The sequence below is a fragment of the Pseudomonas sp. NBRC 111123 genome (assembly GCF_001320205.1).
Taxonomy (GTDB): Bacteria; Pseudomonadota; Gammaproteobacteria; order Pseudomonadales; family Pseudomonadaceae; genus Aquipseudomonas; species Aquipseudomonas putida_J.
The window spans coordinates 86,835-106,784 of the sequence record NZ_BCAZ01000002.1 but is presented as its reverse complement, the minus strand read 5'-3'; the positions used below and the strand labels follow the sequence as shown (position 1 = coordinate 106,784).

Genomic DNA, 19,950 nt, shown 5'->3' with positions numbered 1-19,950 from the left:
TTAGAAGTCCTGGCATGCTGCAGAACATCCCTACCCACGTCATCGCCGGCCCTTTGGGTGCAGGCAAGACCAGCCTGATTCGCCAGCTGATGGCCCAGCGCCCGGTTAGCGAACGCTGGGCTGTGCTGGTCAACGAGTTTGGCCAGATCGGCCTCGATGCGGCACTAATGAGCCGAGACGAAGACGGTATTGTCATCGGCGAGGTGGCCGGAGGCTGCCTGTGCTGCGTGAATGGCACACCGTTCCAGGTTGGTCTTGGCCGCCTGCTGCGCAAGGCCCGGCCAGACCGGCTGTTCATCGAGCCTTCCGGGCTGGGTCATCCTTTACAGTTGTTGAACCAGCTGGGTCTGGCTCCCTGGGCTGGAGTACTGGCGGTGCAGCCGTTGGTGATGGTGCTGGATGCTCTGGCACTGGCGCGAGGTGAGCCTCTGCCGGAGGCTCAACAGCAGGCCTTGCAGGTGGCGGCGCTGATTCTGCTAAACAAAGCCGACGCTGTGGATGAAGATATCAAGTTGTTGATAAATAAAGAGTTTTTTAATATCCACAAGGTTTGGACCTTGCAGGGCTTGGTCGATCTCGAAATGCTCCCTGTTTCATCCACAAGTCAAAAGGGTGACGGTTCTGTGAATAATTTGCCTGGGGCACGTCTATCCACAGCGCCTGCAGCCCTGTGGATAGATCCGTCTTTGCCAATTTGTTCGGCGCAGGAGGGCGAGGGTGGTTGGAGCATCGGCTGGCGCTGGCATCCTAGTCAGCGATTCGACCCACCGCGCTTGCGGGCGTTTCTCGCAGCCTGGCCATGGCGGCGCGCCAAGGGAGTTATCCACAGCACTGATGGATGGCAGTCATTAAATGGACTGGAAGGTGACTTGCCGCAGTGGCAGCCGAGTGACTGGCGCAAGGACTCGCGCATCGAGCTGATCTTCGAGCAGGCGCAGCCAGCGCCGCTGTTGCAGACGGCTCTGGCGAAATGCCTGATCGTGTAGGAGCGGCCTTGTGTCGCGAAAGGGCTGCAGAGCAGCCCCAGCAATTTATGCGTTTGTGCTGAACTTTGGGGGCTGCTGCGCAGCCCTTTCGCGACACAAGGCCGCTCCTACAAGCGATCAGCCAGGGTTCAGTTGCGCCAGCGATTGTGTTCCTGGCGCCACTGCTGCATCTCGATCACATTGTCAGCCCGTGGCGGCGTCTTGATCTCGAACGGGTAGGGTGCCAGTTCGATCTGTACGCTGTGGGCGCCGAACTGGGTCACGGTGCCGGGGTGGCGCTGTTCGCCGGTCACGGTGAACTCGAAGGCGTAGACCCGGGCCAGGCGCTTCCTGCCATTGGCATCGCGGATGAACGCGATGCGTTTGAGCGCAACGGCGTCATCCAGCAGCTCCAGGTCGAGTTTGGCGCAGTGCTGTTTGACCCGCTCCAGGGCTTTCTCGCGCAGCCCATGGTTGTGCCATAACCAAGCGCCTGCCGTGGCCAGCAACATCAGGACGAAGAGATTCTCCAGGGTCAACATTTGCGTATGCTCCAAACAAGTCGAACCAGCTTAACTGCGTCCCTGGCCTGTCGTACAGGTGGCAATCGAGTACATACTGCGCGCTGCACAATCCTTGAAACTGCTTTGGAAACCGCCCGCATGAAACGTACCCCGCATCTGCTCGCCATCCAGTCCCACGTGGTGTTTGGCCACGCCGGCAACAGCGCTGCGGTGTTCCCCATGCAGCGTATCGGGATCAATGTCTGGCCCCTTAATACAGTACAGTTTTCCAATCACACTCAGTATGGCCAGTGGGCGGGTGAAGTGCTCGCTCCAGCGCAAATTCCTGCGTTGGTGGAAGGCATTTCCAACATCGGCGAGTTGGGTCACTGTGATGCGGTGCTTTCCGGTTACCTGGGCAGTGCCGAACAGGGCCGGGCGATCCTCGCTGGCGTCGAGCGGATCAAGGCTGTAAACCCGAAGGCGCTGTACCTGTGCGACCCCGTCATGGGCCATGCGGAGAAGGGCTGTATCGTTCCGCAGGAGGTCAGTGAATTTCTGCTCGATGAAGCAGTGGCCAAGGCGGATATCCTCTGCCCCAACCAGCTGGAACTCGACAGCTTCTGCGGCCGTCGTGCGCAATCCCTCGAAGACTGCGTGAACATGGCGCGCAGCTTGCTCGAGCGCGGCCCGCACGTGGTGCTGGTCAAGCACCTGGTGTATCCGGGGCGTACTGAAGACATGTTCGAAATGTTGCTGGTGACCCGCGAAGAAAGTTGGCACCTGCGCCGGCCCTTGCTGGCCTTCCCGCGGCAACCGGTTGGCGTGGGCGATCTGACTTCGGGGTTGTTCCTGGCCCGGGTGCTGCTGGGAGACAACTGGCAGCAGGCCTTTGAGTTCACTGCGGCGGCCGTGCATGAGGTGCTGCTGGAAACTCAGGCCTGCGCCAGCTACGAACTGCAGCTGGTGCGGGCCCAGGATCGCATCGCCCACCCGCGCGTGCGCTTCGAGGCGCAGCGTCTGGCGTTCTAGATCCCGTCGGTTTTCAGGTCCTGGTAGCGCTTTTCCAGTTCCTGGCGGATCTGGCGACGCTGCTGGCCCTGCAGGAAGCGACGTTTTTCTTCGCTGGAGTGCGGCTGAAGTGGTGGCACCGGCACGGGGCGGCGGTTGTCATCGACCGCCACCATGGTGAAGAAGCAGCTGTTGGAGTGGCGTACCGAGCGCTCGCGGATGTTCTCGGTGACCACCTTGATGCCCACTTCCATCGACGTGTTGCCGGTGTAGTTGACCGAGGCGAGGAAGGTCACAAGCTCGCCGACGTGCACCGGCTCGCGGAAGATCACCTGGTCGACCGACAGGGTCACCACATAGCTGCCGGCGTAGCGGCTGGCGCAGGCATAGGCCACTTCGTCGAGGTACTTGAGCAAGGTGCCGCCGTGCACGTTGCCAGAAAAGTTGGCCATGTCCGGGGTCATCAGGACGGTCATGCTCAGCTGGGCGTTTCCAGGTTCCATAGTGTGCTCACGGTGAGGTTGCGCTGAATCGGGGCGGGTATCTTCTGACACTTCTGGTTCCCCTCTTGAAGGTTTGCCTTCCTGTTACGGGACGTTGCCGGACGCTCCATCGTCACGCCGATCGCGTCATCAGAGGTGGCTGATCGGCCGATCTGTTTCTACATATTGCACCGGCTTTTTGCGGCGGGGTGCGATGTTACCCTGAGTACGCCCATGCAACATGGGCTTTCCTGCATTCAATACAGTATGTACTTGCTGCTCGCTCGGCTTGGCCTTGGCAGAGGAGCGGTCTGCCCGGGCATCCAGCAAAGTCGAAAAGGAGTATCGCGCCATGCATGCCATCAGCTTCATCCAGGACCTGGCAGTGATCATGCTGGTCGCCGGTGTGGTGACGATTCTCTTTCATCGCCTGAAGCAGCCCGTGGTGCTGGGTTACATCGTTGCGGGTTTCATCATCGGCCCGCATACCCCGCCGTTCGGCCTGATCCACGATGAAGACACGATCAAGACCCTGGCCGAGCTGGGGGTGATTTTCCTGATGTTCTGCCTGGGCCTGGAGTTCAGCCTGCGCAAGCTGTTCAAGGTGGGTGCCACGGCATTCATCGCGGCGTTCCTGGAAATCGTCCTGATGATCTGGATCGGTTTCGAGATCGGCCGCTGGTTCGGCTGGAATACCATGGACGCGCTGTTCCTTGGCGCGATCCTGGCGATTTCCTCGACCACCATCATCGTCAAGGCACTGAACGACCTGAAGATGAAGAACGAGCGCTTCGCCCAGCTGATCTTCGGCGTGCTGATCGTCGAAGACATCCTCGGCATCGGCATCATCGCCTTGCTATCGGGCATCGCCGTCAGTGGCTCGGTCAGTTCCGGCGAAGTGTTCTCGACGGTCGGCAAGCTGTCGTTGTTCATGATCGTCGCGCTGGTCATCGGTATCCTGCTGGTGCCGCGGCTACTGGCCTACGTCGCGAAATTCGAAAGCAACGAGATGTTGCTGATTACCGTACTGGGGCTGTGCTTCGGCTTCTGCCTGCTGGTAGTCAAGCTGGAATACAGCATGGTGCTGGGGGCCTTCCTGATCGGTGCAATCATGGCCGAGTCGCGCCAGTTGCTGAAGATCGAACGCCTGATCGAGCCCGTGCGCGACCTGTTCAGCGCGATCTTCTTCGTTGCCATCGGCCTGATGATTGATCCGCAGGTGCTGGTGGACTATGCCTGGCCGATCGTGGTCATCACCTTGGCGGTGGTGCTGGGCAAGATGCTGTCGTGTGGCATGGGCGCATTCATTGCTGGCAACGATGGCCGTACCTCGCTGCGAGTGGGCATGGGTCTTTCGCAGATTGGCGAATTCTCCTTCATCATCGCGGCCCTGGGTATGACCTTACAGGTCACCAGCGACTTCCTTTACCCGGTGGCTGTGGCGGTGTCGGCCATCACCACGCTGCTGACGCCTTACCTGATTCGCGCCGCCGATCCGCTGTCGCAGAAGCTTGGCAACGTCGTGCCACGGCGACTGGCGCGGGTGCTGTCACTTTATGGGGAATGGTTGCGCAACATTCAGCCGCAAGGTGAAAGCGCCATGCTGGCAGCGATGATCAGGCGCATCCTGCTGCAGGTCGGCGTCAATCTGGCGTTGGTGATCGCGATCTTCTTCAGTGGCGGATATTTCGCCGGGCGCATCGGCGCTTGGCTCACCGAGTGGGTGACTGATGTCAGCCAGCAGAAGGCGCTGATCTGGGGCGCGGCGCTACTGCTGTCGCTGCCGTTCCTGATTGCCGCTTATCGCAAGCTCAAGGCGCTGTCGATGCTGTTGGCAGAAATGGGAGTGAAGCCAGAAATGGCCGGGCGGCACACCCAGCGCGTGCGTCGCGTAGTTGCCGAAGTGATTCCGCTGCTGTCGCTGCTGGTGATCTTTCTGCTGCTTTCGGCATTGTCGGCAAGCATTCTGCCGACCAGCGAACTGTTGCTGGTGATAGCTGTGGTCGCGGCGGTGGTGGTGTCGTTGCTGTGGCGCTGGTTTATCCGCGTGCATTCACGGATGCAGATCGCCTTGCTGGAGACGCTGGAGAACAGTCGCGATCATACGCACTGAGGGCATGCCCTCTGCGCAAGATTTCACCGTCGTCCGAGGGGATTGAGCGGTAACGATGTCGCCAGGCGCTGAAAGCCTGGCGACTTTACCTGAACTGATGGCACTAAGCCGTGGCTTTACCTGTGTGTCAGCTCTCCAGCCACACGTCCCGTGCCCAGTGCCACACCGACTCCCAGCTTTCCTCGGCAACGGCCTCTTCGTCGCCTTCCCACAACACCACGGTGCCGTCTTCTTCGACGCAGTAGTAGTTGTTGCCGTCTTCGCACAGTGGAATCAGGTCACGTGGAACACCGGCATCCCAGGCGTTGGCAGCGACGTCGGGCAGGTAGGTGTGGGATTGCGGATCGGTGCAGGTTACCGGTTCCAGCGAGCCGTACACCACATCGCTGACGGTCAGCAGAAACTCTTTGAACACGAACGGAATGTTGATGAACAGCTGTTCTTCGATCTCGACCAGTTGGTCTTCGTCGGGAAGCTCCAGCGGCACCGGAACGGGTTCATTGGCTTCACGGAGTTGTTCAATCACTTCTTCCACGGTTTACATCCTCTGACCTTGATGACAACGCTGCGCGTTATACCCTAGTAGCCCGCTCTGGCAAAAGCAAAAACCCCGGGACAGGCCCAGGGTTTTTTGTGCAACGTGCGGCTGTTAACCGTTTTGACGGATACCGGCGACCAGCCAAGGCTGGTTCTCGCCCTGGGCGCGAACCATGTGCCAGCTTTCGCTGAAGGCTTCGCCCTGGTCGAAGCGCGAGGTCTTCGACACGCCACGGAAGGTCAGGGTGGCGTCGGTGCGGTCGGCGCGATCGTCGACACCGTCCAGTTGCACATCAAGGTCATCGATGTAGGTGGACTGGAAGCCATCACCCAGGTCAGCGCGCTCGCGTTTGAGGAACTCGAGCATCTGCGGGGTGACGAACTCGGCGATCTTGTCCATCTCGTTGGCATCCCAGTGCTGCTGCAGCGACTGGAAGTGGCTACGGGCCGCAGCAAGGAAGCTCTGCTCATTGAACCAGGCCGGTGCGTTGATGGCCGGAGCGGCGGCAGCGGCAGGGGCGGCCGAACCACCGAAGATCGATGGCTGGGCAGGCTGGCCATGCGCTTCACGCTGGAACGGTGCGTGGCCTGGAGCGGCCACTTGTGGCTGCTGCTGACGACGGCGTGCGGCAATGAAGCGGAACACCAGGAAGGCGATCAGGCCCATGATCAGGAAGTCCATGATCTGCATGCCCTGGAAGCCGTCACCCATGAACATGGAAGCCAGCAGGCCACCGGCGGCGAGGCCTGCCAGCGGGCCCAGCCAGCGCGAAGCACCGCTGGCGGCGGCCGGGGCGCGGCCAGGAGCGGTCGGCGCGGCAGCAGGCGTGGTTGGCGTAGCCTGGCGGGTCTGGTGGATAGGCGCGGCGCCCGAGCTCTTGCCGCCGCCGAAGCGCTTGGCGTTGGCGTCCAGGCTCAGCGTCAGGCCAACGCAGAGCGCCAGTGCGATGCTAAGAAAACGTTGCATAAATGGGATTTCCCCTGTTGTGGATTGCACGCGCGCCATGGTGCACAGGTTACTGCGCACATGACCAGCGACAAGATGTTTCCAGCTTTTGCCTGAATGTGACAGGCCTGCCTGTTGCTCTTGTAGGAGCGCGTCTGATTTCAGATGGCCTCGAGCTTGGCGTACCCCAGCATGAGCCATTTGCTGCCTTCAGCAAAGTTCACCTGCACCCGTGCCTGGGCGCCGGAGCCCTCGAAGTTGAGGATCACCCCTTCGCCAAACACCGCGTGCTGCACGCGCTGGCCAAGGTTGAAGGCGGTCTGCGGGATAGTGGCATTGGCGAACAGGCTGCTGGTGGTGCTCGTCGAGCCGCCGAACGGTCGACTGACACTGTTGGAAAGGCGTACTTCCTGTACCAGCCCACTCGGAATCTCACGTACGAAACGAGAGACCTTGTTGTAGGTCTCGCTGCCGTACAGGCGGCGGGTCTCGGCATAGGTCATGATCAGCTGGCGCATGGCGCGGGTGATACCCACGTAAGCCAGACGGCGTTCCTCTTCCAGGCGACCGGGTTCTTCCAGGCTCATCTTGTGCGGGAACAGGCCTTCTTCCATGCCCACCAGGAACACATAGGGGAATTCCAGGCCTTTTGCGCTGTGCAGGGTCATCAGCTGGATGCTGTCTTCGTGCTCGTCCGCCTGGGCATCGCCAGCCTCCAGCGAGGCATGGCCAAGGAAGGCCGACAGCGGCGACAGATCGGCATCGTCTTCGCTGGTTTCGAAGTTGCGCGCGGCGCTGACCAGTTCCTCAAGGTTTTCTACGCGTGCCTGGCCCTTTTCACCCTTTTCTTCCTGGTGATAAATGATCAGGCCGGACTGCTCGATGGCCGTTTGGGTCATGGTGTGCAGCGGCATATCGGCGACCTTGCTGGCAAGGCCCTCGATCAATTCGATGAAGGCACCCAGGGCGGAGGCGGCGCGGCCTTTCAGCGCCTTGGCGGCCAGCAGCTGGCACATGGCCTCCCACATCGACAGCTGGCTGTGGCGGGCATGCTCGCGAATGGCTTCGACGGTTTTCTCGCCGATCCCGCGTGGCGGCACATTGATTACCCGCTCCAGCGCCGCATCGTTGCCACGGCCTTCGATCAGGCGCAGGTAGGCCATGGCGTTCTTGATTTCGGCGCGTTCGAAGAAGCGCTGACCGCCGTAGATGCGGTAGGGGATGCGCTCGCGCAACAGCGCTTCTTCCAGCACCCGCGACTGGGCGTTGGAGCGGTAAAGGATGGCGATGTCGTTGCGTGCGCTGCCTTGCTTGATCAGGCTCTCGATGGTCTCGACCACATAGCGCGCTTCATCGTGTTCGTTGTAGGCGGCATACAGCGTCAGTGGCTCGCCTTCGCCCATGTCGGTCCACAGTTCCTTGCCCAGGCGCCCGCTGTTGTTGGCGATCAGCGCGTTGGCGGCCTTGAGGATGCCACCGGTTGAGCGGTAGTTCTGCTCCAGGCGGATCGTTTCGGCGTCTGGGAAGTCGGCGGTGTACTGGTGAATGTTCTCGATCTTGGCGCCGCGCCAGCCATAGATGGACTGGTCGTCGTCGCCCACGGCCATCAGGCTGCCGCCGTTCTTGCCCGCCAGCAGGCGCAGCCAGGCGTATTGCACGGCGTTGGTGTCCTGGAACTCGTCCACCAGCAGGTGGCGGAAGCGCCGCTGGTAGTGTTCCAGCAGGCCAGGGTGGTCGCGCCACAGGTCGAGGGCGCGTAGCAGCAGTTCGGAGAAATCGATGACCCCGGCGCGTTCACAGGCCTGCTCATAGGCGCTGTAGACATCGCGCATGGTCTGCAGGAACAGGTCGCCGCTGGCCTGGATATGTTGCGGGCGCAGGCCCTCGTCCTTTTGCCCGTTGATGAACCATTGGGCCTGACGCGCCGGCCATTTCTGCTCGTCCAGGCCGAGTTCGCGCATGACGCGCTTGATCAGCCGTTGCTGATCATCACTGTCGAGGATCTGGAAGTTCTGCACCAGGCGTGCTTCCTGCCAATGCGCTCGCAGCAGGCGGTGCGCCAGGCCGTGGAAGGTGCCTACCCACATGCCCGCTGGGTTGATGCCCAGCAACTGCTCGATCCGCTGGCGCATTTCGGCGGCAGCCTTGTTGGTGAAGGTCACCGACAGGATCGAGTGCGGCGAGGCCTGCTCGACCTGGATCAGCCAGGCGATGCGGTGCACCAGCACGCGGGTTTTACCGGAGCCGGCGCCAGCAAGCACCAGCTGACGCCCAAGCGTGGCCGCGACGGCCTGGCGTTGGGCATCGTTGAGGGAATTCAGCAGGAGGGAGAGGTCATCTGTGTGCATCCGGCCATTCTAGGGGGAGGCCGGTTATGGGGCAAACACCTACTGTATAAATATTCACCTTGGGCACTGTCGCTCATCGGGATCTGGCGCCAGCGCTTGCCTGATCGCCGCATGGCTGCGATCAGGCTGACGTTCAAGGCGCTTACTCGATGGCCTGGCGGTAGCCGATTCGAACCCTTTGCGAACCTGCAGGCTCGATGACCTCCAGAGACCCCCACGTACTACGGCCTTCGCGCCTGAAGAACACATTCTTCTCGGTAACGACCTGCGTGAAAATGCCTTCCTTCTCCACCAGTAGCAGCTCGAGGGTTTCCCAGCCTCCGCGATGACGTACCGTCGGTTCTACCAAAACAGGCTCAATGCCAGGGTGGGCAACCGTCACAGTTCCTTGCACTTCGAAGTAAGTCGGCTCGCCTGGTACATCGCTGTTGTAGGCAATCAGGTTCTTGATCGTGGTCATGATGAGGCCCTTGGTAATTGAAAGTAGCGCCGACTGGCGCAGCACTACTTTCCTTTTCCATGGGCGCCGATAGGATTTGGCAGCATTTCAGGTATACCGATGTTTGCACCTGCATGTGGTGAAAGATGACCCTGAGCAGTTTGGCCAGGCTTGCTGTTTGTGTAAGATCGCTGCTCGTTTAGTGCCAACCATGACAAGAACTCCACAAGAACCAGCGCTATGACCCAGGACTGCACGGCGATCGGAGTATCGCTGGAGATGACAAGGAACGTGCGCAGGCAGTTCGCCACCCAGCTCTTCGTCGAGCGAACGCGTCTGCTGTATCAAGGCTCTCTGCTACCCACACTGTTCATGCTGCTCCACGGCCTGCTGTGCGCCTGGCTGTTGTGGAGCCCTGGGCGTTATCTGCTGGTGGGCGTGTGGCTGGTGTGGCTGCTGGCGCTGGTAGCCCTTCGGGTGATCCAGGTTGCGGCGTTCGACGCTGCCTCGGCTCAACGCCAGGCCAATCCGGGCTGGCGTCGCATGTTCCTGTTCGGCTCGGCATTCAGTGGCTTGACCTTGGCTTGTGCCGCGATCGCCCTGGTGCCGGAAGTCAACTTCGTGCAGCAGGCCTGGGTGTTCGGCCTGTTGGGCATGGCCAGCTTGAGTGCGAGCATTGCTTATGCAGTCAGCCTGCCGGCCTTTCTCAGTTTTGCCTTGCCCTGTCTGTTGCCGCCCATCCTGTTCCTGTTCTACTTCCAGGCGGGGCTGCAACGTGGTTGGGGCTGGCTAGGCCTGATACTGCTGGCGGCGCTGGTGGTAGTGGCCTGGCAGGTGAACCGGCTGCTCGACCGCAGCCTGCTGCGGCGTTTCCAGAACCAAGCGTTGAACCAGGACCTGCAACGGATCTCTGCGCAGAAGGTGCTCGAAGAACAGCAGCGCCTCGCTGCAACGGTGTTCGAAGCTTGCAATGAAGGCGTGGTGATCCTCAGTGCCGATTTCGTGGTGCTTGCAGTTAACCAGGCCTATTGCCAGATGACCGGCTACCACCGCTCCGAGCTGCTGGCGCGCGAGTTGTTCGAATTACCGTGCCACAGCGATGTGCGCCGGCACAGCCAGGCGATCGAATTGGCGCTGGCGCAGCAAGGTGGCTGGCAGGGTGAACTGGTAGAGGCACGCAAGCTAGGCGAACTGCATCCGCAACGGCTGCAATTGACAGCTGTACGCGATACCCAGGGCGACTTGAGCCAGGTGGTCGGCTTTTTCACCGACCTCTCGGCGCGTCGGGCGTCCGAAGAGCGCCTGCGCTACTTGGCGCACTACGACGAATTGAGCGGGCTGGCCAACCGGTCACTGTTCCGGCTGCGTCTGCAGGAAGCCGCGCAACGCGTGCGCAGCAATGGCCGTAGCCTTGCCCTGCTGCATGTCGATCTGGACCGCTTCAAGCTGCTCAATGAAAGCTTGGGCCATGAACTGGCTGATCAGCTGATTCACAAGATAGCCCGGCGCATCGTGAGTACCGTTCCCGAGGCGGATACCGTGGCGCGGCTTTCCGGCGATGAGTTTGCCGTCCTGTTCGATGGCTACAGCAACCTGTCGAGCCTGGTACGGGTCACCACCCGGTTGTTGAACAAGTTGCGCAAGCCGCAGCGGCTCGATGGGCACGAGGTCGTGGTCAGTGCTTCGGTGGGCATCAGTGTGCTGTCCGATGCCATGCTCGATGCCGATGCCCTGATCAGCCAGGCAGACATGGCCATGCAGCATGCCAAGCATCTGGGCGGCGACAACTTCCAGTTCTATACCGAGAGCCTGCGTGCCAGCTCCCTCGAGCGCCTGCAGCTGGAGAACCAGCTACGCAAGGCCATCGAGGAAGAGCAGCTGATGGTCTATTACCAGCCCAAGCTGTGCCTGCTCAGCGGGTACTTGCATGCCGCCGAGGCATTGGTGCGTTGGCAGCATCCAGAGTGGGGCATGGTGCCGCCAGGGGAGTTCATAGGCCTGGCGGAAGAAACCGGGCTGATTGCCCCTATCGGTGAGTTCGTACTCCGCCATGCCTGCAGGCAAGCGCGCGAATGGCAACGCCAAGGGCTGGAGGTGCGGGTTTCGGTCAACCTGTCGGTCTACCAGCTGCGTCAGGGCAAGCTGGTCAGCCAGGTGCGCCAGGTGCTTGAGGAAACCGGGTTGGCACCGTATCTGCTGGAGCTGGAGCTTACCGAAAGCCAGCTGCTGGACAGCGTCGAGCACATCATCTCGACCTTCCAGCAATTGCATGCGTTGGGCGTGAAACTGGCCATCGACGATTTTGGTACGGGCTATTCGTCATTGAGTTACCTCAAGCGCCTGCCGGTGGACTACGTGAAGATCGATCAGGCATTCATCCGGGGGTTGCACGAAGGCAGCCAAGATGCGGCCATCACCCGCGCGATCATCACCATGTCCAGGAGCCTGGGCCTGAAGGTGGTGGCGGAGGGCGTAGAAACGGAAGAACAACTGGCGTTCCTGCGTGAGCAGGCCTGTGATGAGGCACAAGGCTACCTGATCAGCAGGCCCATCCCGGAGCCTGAGTTCAGGCAGATGCTTGCCCGTCCGTGGGCGCCTTGAGCGCACCAACACTCAGCTGTGCCAGTGCCTGCCATGCCTGGCCAGCAGGCTGTTGGCCTGTTCCGGGCCGTTGTTGCCGGCTGCGTAGTGGCGGGGCGCCTGGAAGTGCTCTTCCCAACCCTTGATGATCGGGTCGATCCAGGCCCAGGCGGCTTCCACTTCGTCGCGGCGCATGAACAGCGTCGAATCGCCCTCCAGAATGTCCAGCAGCAGGCGTTCGTAGGCGTCCCAGCGGCGGGTCTGGCCGAATACCTGGGCAAGGTTCAGGTCCAGGTCGACCGGTTCCAGGCGCATGCCCTTGCCGGGGCTCTTGGTCATCATGCGCAGGCTGATGCGTTCCTCAGGTTGCAGCTGGATCAGCAACTGGTTGACCTGGCCGCCGTTGAACAGCTCGTGGGGCACCGGCTTGAACTGGATGACGATCTGCGACGAGCGCCGTGCCATGCGCTTGCCGGTGCGCAGGTAGAAGGGCACGCCGGCCCAGCGCCAGTTGTCGACGTGGGCGTGCACGGCGACGAAGGTTTCGGTGTCGGTGTCGTTGTCGACGTCTTTCTCGAAGTAGTAGGCCGGTACTTCCTGGCCGCCAATGTGCCCGGGACCGTACTGGCCGCGCACGGTCTTGTCTTGCACGTCCTGGCCAGTGATGGGTTTGAGGGCTCGCAGGATCTTCACTTTCTCGTCGCGCACGGCTTCGGCCTCGAACTGCGCGGGTGGCTCCATGGCCACCAGGCACAGCAGCTGCAGCAGGTGATTCTGCAGCATGTCGCGGGTTGCCCCGGCGCGGTCGTAGTAGCCACCACGGTTTTCCACGCCGAGGGTTTCGCACACGCTGATCTGCACATGGTCGACCTGACCGTTGCGCCACACGGGCTCCAGCAGGGCATTGGCAAAGCGCAGGGCCATCAGGTTCTGCACGGTTTCCTTGCCCAGGTAGTGGTCGATGCGAAACACCTGCGATTCATCGAACACTGCGCCGATCGCCTCGTTGATGGCGGTGGCGGATGCCAGTGAGTGGCCGATCGGCTTTTCCAGCACGATACGCGCTTCGTGGTCGGCCAGCCCGGCAATGCGCAGGTGGTTGGCGATCGGTACGAAGAGGTTGGGTGCAGTGGCCAGGTAGTAGATGCGGGTCAGCCCTCCCGGCTCGCCGAGGTAGCGGGCCAGACGACTGAAGTCGGCGCTTTGCGCAGCGTCCATGGGGAAGTAGTCCAGTCGTGCGGAAAAGCGCTGCCACACTTCTTCCTCGAAATCGTTACGGGCGATCTGTGCCCGGCAATGGCGCTCGGCAAGCTTGAGGTACTCGTTACGGCTTATGTGGCGGCGGGCGAGGGCAATGATGCGTACCGCGTTGTTAAGGCGTGCCTCGCGATACAGGTGATAGAGCGCTGGCAGCAGTTTGTGCAGGGCCAGGTCACCGGTGCCACCGAACACCAGAATGTCGCAAGGAATAGTCAAACCACCACTCTCCACGTTCGTTTAACTGGGCGGGTTGGCGTCCATGTAGTATAACTACAAGAAAGCTACATCCCGGCCAGCCGATCATAACCGAGTCCAGCCCGTGAATCTGTTGCAACATATCGCCCAATCGCGCCACCTGCTGCGCAAATCGGAACTCAAAGTGGCTGACCACGTGCTGCTCGACCCGGCTGCCGTGATGCACAGCTCCATGGCCGACCTGGCGCACAGCGTGGGCATCAGCGAGCCGACCATCGTGCGTTTCTGCCGGGCGATCGGTTGTTCGGGCTTCCAGGATCTCAAGCTCAAGCTGGCGCAAAGCCTGGCCGCTGGCGCCAGTTTTGGGCAGTTTGCGATCCATGAAGACGACTCGGTTGCCGACTACAGCCTGAAAATTTTCGACACTACGCTGCACACCCTGATGGAAGTGCGCGAGCACCTCGACCCACAGGCCCTGCAACAGGCCGTGAGTGCCATGGCTCAGGCACAACGCGTGGAGTTCTATGGTTTTGGCGCATCCGGTGCAGTGGCCGCCGACGCCCAGCACAAGTTCTTCCGCTTGCTGCTCAGCGCCGCGGCGTACTCTGACCCGCACATGCAGGCAATGTCGGCAGTGACGTTGAAGCCAGGCGACGTAGCAGTGTGCATTTCCCAGTCGGGGCGCTCCAAGGACCTGCTGATCACCGCCAACCTGGTGCGTGAAAGTGGTGCCAACCTGATCACCCTGTGCCCGAGCGCGACACCGCTGGCGGAGCTGTCGACAGTCAACCTGGCGATCGATGTACACGAAGACACCGAGATCTACACCCCACTGACCTCGCGTATCGCTCACCTGGTGGTGATCGACGTGCTGGCCATGGGCGTGGCCATGGCCCGCGGGCCGAGCTTGGTCAATCACCTGAAGAGCGTCAAACGCAGCCTGCGCAGCCTGCGGCTATCGCCCAAGTCGATCAAGGCTACCGACGACTGAGTTCCGCCTGATCCGGCCCTTTCGCGCTTACGCGTACTGAAGGCGGTGCCATTCCTGTGGGAGCGGGGCTTGCCCGCGAAGAGGCCCGCAAAGGCAAAGCAAATTTCACGGTTCTGTCACCATTCCACAGCCAAACCGTAAACCCTCAAGGCCAGTCTGAAACTCCCGCATCCTAACTGGGAGACAGGCAATGGCTCGTGACTTCGACGGTTCGTACCAACCCAGCGCCAAGGCTCGCAAGCAGCAGGAAAAGGATCAGCGCCGCATGGAATACCGCCGCGCGATCGAAAGCTATTGCGACCAACGTCAACTGCTTCGTGAACTTGTGGATTATCCCGAGTTGCGAGAGCTCACGGTTTGGCAAGCGTCGGTGGCAGCTTCCCCGAGAAGCGCTCAACAAGTGCGCTGATCAACGCACGTTCGCTGCGGATGAATGCCAGAAAGGCCAAGGCGACAGGCGACTGCCGCTTGGCCTTGGCCTGCACCACGCACCAGCTGCGATACAGGGGCAGTTCCTCCACTGGCAATTCCCTGAGCACGCCTGCCGCCAGCTCCATGTTCACTGCATGGCGGGTCAGCAGGGCGATACCCAGGCCTGCGATCACGCATTCGCGCTGGGCATCGGCCGAGGCCACTTCAAGCGTTTGGGTGAAGTGCACACGCTTGTCCTTGAAGTACTCCTCGCAGGCTTTGCGCGTGCCTGAACCCTGCTCGCGAACCAGCAAGGTATGAGGCTCCAGATCCTGCAGGCGCAGTTGCTCAAGCTTGCACAGCGCATGGTCCGGCGGTGCAACGGCGACGATCGGGTTGTTGAGAAACGGCAGAAACTCCAGTCCCATGTCCTGTGGCACCATCGACATGATGATCAGGTCGTCGCGGTTGTCGGAAAGCCGACGTATCGCCTGGGCGCGGTTGACCACGGTGAGGGTCAGGTTGACCTCCGGGTGGCGCTGCTTGAAGGCGGCGAACAGGTGTGGCACGAAGTACTTGGCACTGGACTCGATCGCCAGTTTCAGCTGCCCCTGCAGTGAGCCCTGCATGTCCGACAGTTGCATGTCGAGGCTTTCCAGGCGCCCGAAGATGTCGCGGCTGGCCCGTTGCAGTGCTTCGGCGGCTTCGGTCAGGTAGAGCTTCTTGCCGACGTACTCGAACAACGGCTGGCCGATCAGCTCTTCAAGCTGGCGGATCTGTAGACTAACGGCGGGTTGCGTCAGTGCCATCTCCTCCGCCGCACGGCTGTACGAGCGCAAATCGCACACCTCGTTGAAAATCTGCAATTGACGCAATGTCATACGCATCAAGGACTTACGCATTATTATCGGCTCTTCGGCAATACCTTGTTACCGAACTATAAGCTTTTGCTAATACAGCCCCTAACAAATATTGATTTTTGTTTATCGTCCTTCAGCGCTAGGGTGAATATGCGACTGGCCAGCAACCTCTGGTCACGCGCCGACCGGTAAAACCGGATCGTCTGTTCCTACGGCTTTGGGAAGACTCCAGTGATAAAAAAAATCCTGATCGCCAACCGGGGTGAAATCGCAGTTCGGATCGTGCGTGCCTGCGCCGAGATGGGCATTCGCTCTGTCGCGATCTATTCCGACGCCGACCGTCACGCCTTGCACGTCAAACGCGCCGACGAGGCCCACAGCATTGGTGCCGAGCCGCTGGCTGGCTACCTGAACCCGCGCAAGCTGGTCAACCTTGCTGTGGAAACTGGCTGTGACGCCCTGCACCCAGGTTATGGTTTCCTGTCGGAAAACGCCGAACTTGCGGAAATCTGCGCCGAGCGCGGGATCAAGTTCATCGGCCCGGCCGCCGACGTCATCCGCCGCATGGGCGACAAGACCGAAGCGCGCCGCACCATGATCCAGGCCGGTGTGCCGGTGACCCCGGGCACCGAAGGCAACGTTGCCGACATTCACGAAGCCCTGAGCGAAGGTGACCGCATTGGTTACCCGGTGATGCTCAAGGCCACTTCCGGTGGTGGCGGCCGTGGTATTCGCCGTTGCAACAGCCGTGAAGAGCTGGAACAGAATTTCCCGCGGGTGATTTCCGAGGCTACCAAGGCCTTCGGTTCGGCAGAAGTGTTTCTGGAAAAGTGCATCGTCAACCCCAAGCACATCGAGGCGCAGATCCTCGGTGACAGCTTCGGCAACGTCGTGCACCTGTTCGAGCGCGATTGCTCGATCCAGCGCCGTAACCAGAAGCTCATCGAAATCGCCCCCAGCCCACAACTCACCCCAGAGCAGCGCGCCTACATCGGCGACCTGGCGGTGCGCGCGGCCAAGGCGGTGAACTACGAGAACGCCGGTACCGTGGAGTTCCTGCTCGCCGATGGCGAGGTGTACTTCATGGAGATGAATACCCGGGTGCAGGTGGAACACACCATCACCGAGGAAATCACCGGTATCGACATCGTTCGCGAGCAGATTCGCATCGCCTCGGGCCTGCCGCTGTCGGTCAAGCAGGAAGACATCCAGCACCGCGGTTATGCGCTGCAGTTCCGCATCAACGCCGAAGACCCGAAGAACAACTTCCTGCCCAGTTTCGGCAAGATCACCCGTTACTACGCCCCTGGCGGCCCGGGCGTGCGTACTGACACGGCGATCTACACCGGTTACACCATTCCGCCGTTTTACGATTCCATGTGCCTGAAACTGGTGGTCTGGGCGTTGACGTGGGAAGAAGCCATGGACCGCGGCCTGCGGGCCCTGGACGACATGCGCGTGCAAGGGGTCAAGACCACCGCAGCGTACTACCAGGAAATCCTGCGCAATCCGGAATTCCGTAGCGGCCAGTTCAACACCAGCTTCGTCGAAAGCCACCCGGAACTGACCAACTACTCGATCAAGCGCAAACCCGAAGAGCTGGCCCTGGCCATCGCCGCCGCCATCGCCGCCCACGCAGGCCTGTGAGGAACCCCATAATGTCCAAGAAAATTCACGTAACCGACACGATCCTGCGCGACGCCCACCAGTCCCTGCTGGCCACCCGCATGCGTACTGAAGACATGCTGCCGATCTGCGACAAGCTCGACAAGGTCGGCTACTGGTCGCTGGAAGTCTGGGGTGGCGCCACCTTTGACGCCTGCGTGCGCTTCCTGAAAGAAGACCCGTGGGAGCGTCTGCGCAAACTGCGCGCAGCCCTGCCCAACACCCGCCTGCAGATGCTGCTGCGCGGCCAGAACCTGCTGGGCTACCGTCACTACAGCGACGACGTAGTGAAGGCCTTCGTCGCCAAGGCTGCAGTCAACGGCATCGACGTGTTCCGCATCTTCGACGCCATGAACGATGTGCGTAACCTGCGTGTCGCCATCGAAGCGGTGAAGGCTGCCGGCAAACACGCCCAGGGCACCATCGCCTATACCGTCAGCCCCGTGCATACCATCGACGCGTTCGTCGCCCAGGCCAAGCAGATGGAGGCCATGGGTTGCGATTCGGTGGCGATCAAGGACATGGCCGGCCTGCTGACCCCGTTCGCTACCGGTGAACTGGTCAGGGCGCTGAAGGCCGAGCAATCGCTGCCAGTGTTCATCCACTCCCACGACACCGCTGGCCTGGCCGCCATGTGCCAGCTCAAGGCTGTGGAAAACGGTGCCGACCACATCGACACAGCGATCTCCAGCTTCGCCTGGGGTACCAGCCACCCGGGTACCGAGTCGATGGTCGCCGCGCTCAAGGGCAGCGAGTTCGATACTGGCCTGGACCTGGAGCTGCTGCAGGAAATCGGCCTGTACTTCTACGCCGTGCGCAAGAAGTACCACCAGTTCGAAAGTGAGTTCACCGCCGTGGACACCCGCGTGCAGGTCAACCAGGTGCCAGGCGGGATGATTTCCAACTTGGCCAACCAGCTCAAGGAGCAGGGCGCGCTGAGCCGCATGAACGAAGTGCTGGCAGAGATCCCGCGCGTGCGTGAAGACCTCGGCTACCCGCCGCTGGTGACCCCGACCTCGCAGATCGTCGGTACCCAGGCGTTCTTCAACGTGTTGGCCGGTGAGCGCTACAAGACCATCACCAACGAGGTGAAGCTGTATCTGCAAGGCGGTTACGGCAAGGCCCCGGGCGTGGTCAACGAGCAGCTGCGCCGCCAGGCGATCGGCAGCGAAGAAGTGATCGACGTGCGCCCGGCCGACCTGCTCAAGCCAGAGATGGCCAAGCTGCGTGGTGACATCGGCGCGCTGGCCCGCTGCGAAGAAGACGTGCTGACCTTTGCCATGTTCCCGGACATTGGCCGTAAGTTCCTCGAAGAGCGTGAGGCCGGCACCCTGACCCCGGAAGCCCTGCTGCCGATTCCTGAAGCGGGCGCAGTGGCCTCCCACAGTGGTGAAGGCGTACCGACCGAGTTCGTCATCGACGTACACGGTGAAACCTACCGCGTCGACATCACCGGTGTGGGCGTAAAGGCCGAAGGCAAGCGTCACTTCTACCTGTCGATCGACGGCATGCCGGAAGAAGTGGTGTTCGAGCCGCTCAACGAGTTTGTCGGCGGTGGTGGCAGCAAGCGCAAGCAGGCCAGCGCACCGGGCCACGTCAGTACCACCATGCCAGGTAACATCGTCGATGTACTGGTCAAGGAAGGCGATGTGGTCAAGGCCGGCCAGGCGGTGCTGATCACCGAGGCGATGAAGATGGAGACCGAAGTGCAGGCGGCTATTGCTGGCAAGGTCGTGGCCATCCATGTGGCCAAGGGCGATCGCGTGACGCCGGGTGAAATCCTGATCGAGATCGAGGGCTGAGATAAGCCTTCATCTACAAGCGGTTAACCTCTGGGGAGCGGATGCTCCCCTTTTTTTATGCTGTATCTCACCCGCTTCTTCGCGGGTAAACCCGCTCCTACAGGTAGAAGGCAGTGCCTGTGGGAGCGGGTTTACCCGCGAAGACGTCAGAAACCCTGATACAGTGTTCAGCCTCTGCGGCAAACCTCGAGGGTCTCTACCTGGCCGCCCGGTTGTTGGTTCGCCTCACTCAACCACCGCTCGAATCCCGCCGCGACCTGTGGCCACTCATCATCGGTAATCGAGTACCACGCCGTATCGCGGTTATGGTCCTTCACCACCAGGTGCTTGCGGAACACCCCTTCGAAGGTGAAGCCGAACCGCTCTGCCGCGCGCTTGGAGCGGGCGTTGGCGTTGTTGCACTTCCATTCCAGCCGACGGTTGCCCAGTTCGAAACCGAGCTTGCCCAGCAGGTAGACAGCCTCGGTGCTCTTGGGCGTGCGCTGCATGGGGGCGCCGAAGGCGATATGGCCGATCTCGATGCGGCCATGGTCGGGCACGATCGACATCAGCGTGAGCACACCCTGGGCCTGACCGCTGGCGCGGTCGATGACCGTGTAGTACAGCGGATCGTGGCCGGCGGCGTTGGCTTGCAGCCAGCGATCGAAGGCCGCGCGCTCGGTGAACGGGCCGTAGGGCAGGTAGTCCCACAACACTGGATCGGCTGCCGGACCTTGCAACACTTCCCAAAGGTCGGCGCCGTGGCGCGCCGGGTCGAGTTTTTCCAGGCGGATGAAGCGGCCGTCGATGGGCTCGGCCTTGGGTGTAGCGGCGGGTTTCCAGTTCAATGCGTCAGTCATGTG

17 protein-coding genes are annotated in these 19,950 nt (G+C 61.3%); 8 read left to right on the top strand and 9 right to left on the bottom strand.

The features are described from left to right. The first annotated feature begins 14 nt into the window (after positions 1-14). Positions 15-986: a GTP-binding protein gene (locus APH27_RS01695; protein WP_060483819.1), complete on the top strand. Its 972-nt coding sequence runs from the start codon at positions 15-17 to the stop codon at positions 984-986. A gap of 128 nt (positions 987-1,114) precedes the next feature. On the opposite strand, the gene APH27_RS01690 is transcribed toward APH27_RS01695, so the two are convergent. Further along, complete coding sequence (locus APH27_RS01690; RefSeq protein ID WP_027917088.1) at positions 1,115-1,507, bottom strand: DUF3301 domain-containing protein; 393 nt, start codon at positions 1,505-1,507, stop codon at positions 1,115-1,117. A gap of 120 nt (positions 1,508-1,627) precedes the next feature. On the opposite strand from APH27_RS01690, the gene pdxY reads away from it, so the two are divergent. Further along, positions 1,628-2,500, top strand: coding sequence for a pyridoxal kinase PdxY (gene pdxY / locus APH27_RS01685; RefSeq protein WP_060483818.1), 873 nt, complete (start codon positions 1,628-1,630; stop codon positions 2,498-2,500). On the opposite strand, the gene APH27_RS01680 is transcribed toward pdxY, so the two are convergent. Then, positions 2,497-2,982 (bottom strand): acyl-CoA thioesterase, encoded by a 486-nt coding sequence (locus APH27_RS01680; RefSeq protein WP_027917086.1) that lies wholly within the window; start codon positions 2,980-2,982, stop codon positions 2,497-2,499. The genes pdxY and APH27_RS01680 overlap by 4 nt on opposite strands. Positions 2,983-3,313: 331 nt before the next feature. Between APH27_RS01680 and APH27_RS01675 the strand changes: the two genes are divergently transcribed. Next, positions 3,314-5,074 (top strand): cation:proton antiporter, encoded by a 1,761-nt coding sequence (locus APH27_RS01675; protein WP_027917085.1) that lies wholly within the window; start codon positions 3,314-3,316, stop codon positions 5,072-5,074. 127 nt (positions 5,075-5,201) lie between these two features. Here the strand turns inward: APH27_RS01675 and APH27_RS01670 are convergent, their stop codons facing one another. The 4 genes from APH27_RS01670 to APH27_RS01655 form a co-directional block, all read right to left on the bottom strand. Continuing rightward, positions 5,202-5,609, bottom strand: a complete 408-nt coding sequence (locus APH27_RS01670; protein WP_027917084.1) for an SMI1/KNR4 family protein — start codon at positions 5,607-5,609, stop codon at positions 5,202-5,204. A gap of 114 nt (positions 5,610-5,723) precedes the next feature. Then, positions 5,724-6,578: a Tim44 domain-containing protein gene (locus APH27_RS01665; RefSeq protein WP_027917083.1), complete on the bottom strand. Its 855-nt coding sequence runs from the start codon at positions 6,576-6,578 to the stop codon at positions 5,724-5,726. Between the two features lie 140 nt (positions 6,579-6,718). Then, entirely contained in the window at positions 6,719-8,905 is a 2,187-nt protein-coding gene (uvrD, locus tag APH27_RS01660) for a DNA helicase II (protein ID WP_027917082.1), read from the bottom strand. Between the two features lie 142 nt (positions 8,906-9,047). Next, positions 9,048-9,365 (bottom strand): hypothetical protein, encoded by a 318-nt coding sequence (locus APH27_RS01655; RefSeq protein WP_060483880.1) that lies wholly within the window; start codon positions 9,363-9,365, stop codon positions 9,048-9,050. A gap of 219 nt (positions 9,366-9,584) precedes the next feature. Between APH27_RS01655 and APH27_RS01650 the strand changes: the two genes are divergently transcribed. Further along, positions 9,585-11,945, top strand: a complete 2,361-nt coding sequence (locus APH27_RS01650; protein ID WP_060483817.1) for a bifunctional diguanylate cyclase/phosphodiesterase — start codon at positions 9,585-9,587, stop codon at positions 11,943-11,945. Between the two features lie 12 nt (positions 11,946-11,957). Here APH27_RS01650 and zwf read toward each other — a convergent pair whose 3' ends face one another. After that, complete coding sequence (gene zwf, locus APH27_RS01645) at positions 11,958-13,400, bottom strand: glucose-6-phosphate dehydrogenase (RefSeq protein ID WP_027917079.1); 1,443 nt, start codon at positions 13,398-13,400, stop codon at positions 11,958-11,960. A 103-nt stretch (positions 13,401-13,503) separates the two neighbouring features. Between zwf and hexR the strand changes: the two genes are divergently transcribed. After that, positions 13,504-14,370 carry a transcriptional regulator HexR gene (gene hexR / locus APH27_RS01640; RefSeq protein WP_027917078.1) on the top strand — a complete coding sequence of 289 codons (867 nt, stop codon included), beginning with the start codon at positions 13,504-13,506 and terminating at the stop codon, positions 14,368-14,370. Positions 14,371-14,560: 190 nt separating this feature from the next. Continuing rightward, positions 14,561-14,779 (top strand): PA3496 family putative envelope integrity protein, encoded by a 219-nt coding sequence (locus APH27_RS26735; protein WP_082434957.1) that lies wholly within the window; start codon positions 14,561-14,563, stop codon positions 14,777-14,779. Here the strand turns inward: APH27_RS26735 and APH27_RS01635 are convergent. Beyond that, positions 14,721-15,668: a LysR family transcriptional regulator gene (locus APH27_RS01635; protein ID WP_177326668.1), complete on the bottom strand. Its 948-nt coding sequence runs from the start codon at positions 15,666-15,668 to the stop codon at positions 14,721-14,723. The genes APH27_RS26735 and APH27_RS01635 overlap by 59 nt on opposite strands. A gap of 204 nt (positions 15,669-15,872) precedes the next feature. On the opposite strand from APH27_RS01635, the gene APH27_RS01630 reads away from it, so the two are divergent. Then, complete coding sequence (locus APH27_RS01630; RefSeq protein ID WP_027917076.1) at positions 15,873-17,288, top strand: acetyl-CoA carboxylase biotin carboxylase subunit; 1,416 nt, start codon at positions 15,873-15,875, stop codon at positions 17,286-17,288. Between the two features lie 11 nt (positions 17,289-17,299). Next, positions 17,300-19,108 (top strand): sodium-extruding oxaloacetate decarboxylase subunit alpha, encoded by a 1,809-nt coding sequence (gene oadA / locus APH27_RS01625; RefSeq protein ID WP_060483816.1) that lies wholly within the window; start codon positions 17,300-17,302, stop codon positions 19,106-19,108. Between the two features lie 167 nt (positions 19,109-19,275). On the opposite strand, the gene APH27_RS01620 is transcribed toward oadA, so the two are convergent. After that, positions 19,276-19,947, bottom strand: coding sequence for a GNAT family N-acetyltransferase (locus APH27_RS01620; protein ID WP_027917074.1), 672 nt, complete (start codon positions 19,945-19,947; stop codon positions 19,276-19,278). Between the last annotated feature and the right edge of the window lie 3 nt (positions 19,948-19,950).